We start from the raw sequence: 4,178 nt of genomic DNA on the forward strand, positions 1-4,178 counted from the left end.
GAACAGCATTCATCAACGCACAACAAGCAAGTCGGAACAAAACGCCGCTCTCAAACAACCACAGCCAATCCCTCATCACCAAAACGTCAAAACACTCCTGAAAAACTGCTGCATCCATCCCTGCGAATTCGCATCCGCCACCGTCCCGCCGCCAACTTGCTCCAGCCGCGCATCCGCCACATTGCTGGAAGAAACCACATTCCCCCCGCGAATATCGCGCGCCCTCACCACTCCCGAAAACCGCAAGGTATTGATCGACCCGTTCATGCCGATGCGCTTCTCTCCCGCCACCACCAGGTTGCCGTTGGGGAGCACCTCGATGATCGACACCATCAGGCTGCCGGTCATGCTGTTGCTGTTGTCGGTCTGGCCGCTGCCCTTGAAGGAGTCGCTGCCGGTGGCCGTCGCGTTGATGTTGAAGACCGAGGCCAGCAGGCCGCTCATCGACGAGCCGGCGCCGGGGCCGACTTGCTTCAGGCTGGTGTCGCGGCTGTTGGAGGTGGTCGACTTGTTGCTGCCGGTGAGCGACTCGGCGATCTCGATCTTGAGGATGTCGCCGACGTAGTGCGTGGTCGATTCTTCAAACAACTGCGCGCTGCTGACGCGGAAGATCGCGCCGTTGTTTTCGATATTGGCCACCGGATAGGCCGGCCGCACGCTGGTCGGTCCCTGCACCATCGGCGGCGGGCTGCTGCACGCGCTCAACATGCATAAAAGTCCTGCCGCATAAGCAGTGCAGGCAATGCGTCCCTGAATCATGATCTTCCCCCCTGGCAAACCGATAAAAACCGATAACCGGCAACGGGTCCTGCAAAGGACAGGCCCTCGCGGCCATCATCGCGGCAAAGCCTGTAAGCGGAAGTTAATGCGCTGTAAATCAGCGAAAACGCCTCTCAAGACGGGTGAAGATTCTTCAAGGAATGTGAAGACGATCCGTATCGTCATTGTCATGAACGCCGAATCCATCGCCAATCCGGTATTTTCCGTGCGGGGACGCTGCGGCGCTAGCCGGCTGGAATTGGTGCAAGCCGCACCGGTGAAGCGCGTCAGCGCGTTTCTTTGGTGAGCGAGTGTCTGAAATATGAGACAAAACCGCAGATTTTTGCGTGGCACAAACCTTGCGAGAAGAGGAAAACAGTTCTTATATAAATCATCAAACCATATATGAAACAAAAAGCACTATCTTTTTGCGAAATATCTGCTATATTTGATTCGTATATCTCGCATTTGGTTTGTGGTTTTATATATGAGACAACTGACATTTGTGCCGCACCAGTCACCTACCGGTCGCCGGCTTCAGCGAATGTCACGTAATTAGGCGCGAGGGCGCCAAAGCAACACGTAACTAACCAAGAGGCATCATGATCGAAATCGAATTTCGCAACGTCGGCAAGAGCTTCGTCGACCGCCAGACTTCCCAGCCGCGCGCCGCGGTCACCAACGTCAACCTGTCGATACGCAGCGGCGAAGTGGTTTCCATCATCGGTCCGTCGGGCTGCGGCAAGAGCACCTTGCTGAACATGGGCGCCGGCTTGTACCTGCCGACCTCCGGCGAAGTGATCGTCGGCGGCCAGCGCGTCACCAAGCCGGTCCGCAACGTCGCCTTCATGCTGCAAAAGGACTTGCTCATGCCCTGGCGCAATATCCGCGCCAACGTCTCGCTCGGCCTGGAAATCGACGGCGTCAACGCCGCCGAGCGCAAGCGCGTGGCCGATGAGTTGCTGGCCAAGTGCCACCTCAAGGGCTTCGAAGAACACTATCCCTATCAATTGTCCGGCGGCATGCGTCAACGCGCCGCGCTGGCCCGCACGCTGGCGGTGGATCCGCAAGTGCTGCTGATGGACGAGCCGTTCTCGGCGCTGGACGCGCAGACCAAGATGGTCTTGCAGCAGGACCTGGCCAAGATGCTGTTCGAAAAGAAAAAGACCGCGCTCTTCATCACCCACGACCTGGTCGAAGCGATCGCCCTGTCGGACCGCCTGCTGGTCATGAGCGAGCGTCCCGGCACCATCATCGAAGAGATCGAAGTCAACCTGCCTTTCCGCGACAACCCGCTGGAGCGCCGCAAGCTGCCGGAGATCGGCCCGCTGCAAGGCCGCCTGATGGAGTTGCTCAAAGTAGGCAAGGAAACCGCTGAATTGCATTAAGACGTATCCCAGCATCCCGACATCCAACCTGATCACCACCGAACAATAGGAGTGAAGCAAGCATGACAAAATTTCTCGCCTCTTTCTGCAGCAAGCTGGTCCTGAGCGCCGCCGTTGCAACGACACTCGCGGTTACCGTCGCCGCCGCGCTGGTGCCGGGCATTGCCCACGCCGCGCCTGAAGAAGTGACCTACCTGCTGCCGGCGCCGCCGAATTCCCCGGCCTTCGCACCGTGGGTGCTGGCGCAGCACAAGGGCTATTACGCCGACGAAAACCTCAAGATCAACTTCATCGTCGCCAAGGGCGGCGTCGACGTCGCCAAGCAGATCGGCGCCGGCAACGCCGTCATCGGCGGCGCCATCGGCGACACACCGATCGTGGTGCGCGCCAACGGCATTCCGGTCAAGGCGATTGCAGTTCTGGGCGCAGGCTCGATCACCATGGTCGCCGCCAACGCCGGTGAAAACATCAAGTCGCTCAAAGACCTCAAGGGCAAGACCGTCACCGTGATGTCGTACACCGACACCACTTACTACGCCTTCCTCGGTAGCCTCAAGACAGCCGGCCTGTCCAAGACCGACCTGCAGATCCAGGCCGCCGGTCCGGCAGGCGTATGGCAAGTGTTCACCGCAGGCAAGGCGTCGGCGTTCGCCGGCGTGCCTGACTGGGTTGTCAATTCCACCGATGCCGGCGCCAAGGTCGAGCTGCTCGACAACGGCGGCTTCAAGAGCATGGCGCAAGCGATCCTGGCCTCCGACGACACCATCAAGAACAAGCCCGAATTGCTCAAGCGCCTGGTGCGCGCCACCCTGCGCGGCATGCAGGACATCATGAAGGACCCGAAAGCCGCCGCCACCGACTACGTCGCCGCACTGCCTGCCTACAAAGGCAAGGAAGCCAGCATCGAAGCGACCTTCGAGATGTATCGCAAATACGTCTACGCCGGCCAGAAGACGCTGGGCCAGATCGACGCCGCCCGCATGGATAGCGTGCAGAAGTTCTACGTCAGCGAAGGCATCGTGACCAAGGCCACGCCGGTCAACGAACTCTTCACCAATCAATTCGTTGGAACAGCAAGATAAATGGATACCTCTACTACAGCCAATCCCATGACTACGCCTGCGCCGGAGACCGGCACCATCGCCAAGGTAAAACGCCCGCTGCTCAATGAGCGCGCGCGCACCGTCTGCGGCAGCCTGGTGGTGCTGGTCCTGTTCCTCGCCTCATGGCAATGGGGGCCGGGCTGGCTCGGCATGCCGGAATACATCCTGCCGAACCTGTCGCACGTGCTCAGGGAATCCGTGGTCATGTGGAACAACAACGACTTGCTGACGCACTTCGGCATCACCGCCATGGAAGTGGTGTTCGGCTTCCTGTTCGGCGCGTTGCTGGGATTGGCTGTCGGCGTTGCGCTGGGTTTGTCGCCGCGCGCCGAAGCGATGCTGTCGCCGTACATCCTGGCCTTGCAGATTGCACCGAAGGTCGCGTTTGCACCGTTGTTCGTGATGTGGCTCGGCTACACCATCTATCCGAAGATCATCGTCGCCGTGCTGATCGTGTTCTTCCCGATCATGATCAACGTGCTGTCGGCCGTCCGCACGGTGGATCCCGACATGGTCAACCTGGTGCGCACGCTCAACGCCGGCCGCTGGCAGATCTTCCATCTGGTTGAGTTTCGTTCGGCGCTGCCGGCGCTGTTCTCCGGCCTGCGCATTGCATCGACGCTGTCCGTCATCGGCGTGACCGTCGGCGAACTGGTCGGCGGCAATCAAGGCCTCGGCTACCTGCTGGTCGACGGCGAAGGCCAGGGCAATACCGCCGCCGTGTTCGTCGCCATCTGCGCGCTGACGCTGATCGGTATCGTCACTTACGGCGCCGTCGTCTGGGCCGAACGCCGCGTGCTGCACTACCTGCCCAAAGTGCACACCAGCACGGTCTGATGGAGCAATACGAAATGACTTCTTCCACGACGATTCCCAACCAATTGCTGGCCGGTCGCCGCATCCTGATCACCGGCGCCGCGCCGGGCCC

Annotated in this window: 5 protein-coding genes; 4 read left to right on the forward strand and 1 reads right to left on the reverse strand. The window is 60.1% G+C overall.

Annotated elements, in window-relative coordinates:
• Window positions 1-75: 75 nt before the first annotated feature.
• Window positions 76-708 carry a flagellar basal body L-ring protein FlgH gene (locus HLUSI_RS0107565; RefSeq protein WP_016833397.1) on the reverse strand — a complete coding sequence of 211 codons (633 nt, stop codon included), beginning with the start codon at window positions 706-708 and terminating at the stop codon, window positions 76-78.
• 49 nt (window positions 709-757) lie between these two features.
• Between HLUSI_RS0107565 and HLUSI_RS32485 the strand changes: the two genes are divergently transcribed.
• From HLUSI_RS32485 to HLUSI_RS0107585, 4 genes are all read left to right on the forward strand, one after another.
• On the forward strand, window positions 758-1,066 hold the full coding sequence (locus tag HLUSI_RS32485) for a hypothetical protein (RefSeq protein WP_157137783.1): 309 nt from the start codon (window positions 758-760) through the stop codon (window positions 1,064-1,066).
• A gap of 295 nt (window positions 1,067-1,361) precedes the next feature.
• Window positions 1,362-2,147 carry an ABC transporter ATP-binding protein gene (locus tag HLUSI_RS0107575; protein ID WP_016833399.1) on the forward strand — a complete coding sequence of 262 codons (786 nt, stop codon included), beginning with the start codon at window positions 1,362-1,364 and terminating at the stop codon, window positions 2,145-2,147.
• A gap of 62 nt (window positions 2,148-2,209) precedes the next feature.
• Window positions 2,210-3,229 (forward strand): ABC transporter substrate-binding protein, encoded by a 1,020-nt coding sequence (locus tag HLUSI_RS0107580; protein ID WP_016833400.1) that lies wholly within the window; start codon window positions 2,210-2,212, stop codon window positions 3,227-3,229.
• Window positions 3,230-3,256: 27 nt separating this feature from the next.
• Window positions 3,257-4,087, forward strand: coding sequence for an ABC transporter permease (locus tag HLUSI_RS0107585; RefSeq protein ID WP_016833401.1), 831 nt, complete (start codon window positions 3,257-3,259; stop codon window positions 4,085-4,087).
• Window positions 4,088-4,178: the final 91 nt, after the last annotated feature.

The sequence above is a fragment of the Herbaspirillum lusitanum P6-12 genome (assembly GCF_000256565.1).
GTDB classification, from domain to species: Bacteria; Pseudomonadota; Gammaproteobacteria; order Burkholderiales; family Burkholderiaceae_D; genus Herbaspirillum; species Herbaspirillum lusitanum.

Excerpts from the sequence above, each read along its gene's own strand:
- HLUSI_RS0107565 (WP_016833397.1), bottom strand. The coding sequence starts at position 708 with ATGTTGAGCGCGTGCAGCAGCCCGCCGCCGATGGTGCAGGGACCGACC.
- HLUSI_RS32485 (WP_157137783.1), top strand. The coding sequence starts at position 758 with ATGATCTTCCCCCCTGGCAAACCGATAAAAACCGATAACCGGCAACGG.
- HLUSI_RS0107575 (WP_016833399.1), top strand. The coding sequence starts at position 1,362 with ATGATCGAAATCGAATTTCGCAACGTCGGCAAGAGCTTCGTCGACCGC.
- HLUSI_RS0107580 (WP_016833400.1), top strand. The coding sequence starts at position 2,210 with ATGACAAAATTTCTCGCCTCTTTCTGCAGCAAGCTGGTCCTGAGCGCC.
- HLUSI_RS0107585 (WP_016833401.1), top strand. The coding sequence starts at position 3,257 with ATGACTACGCCTGCGCCGGAGACCGGCACCATCGCCAAGGTAAAACGC.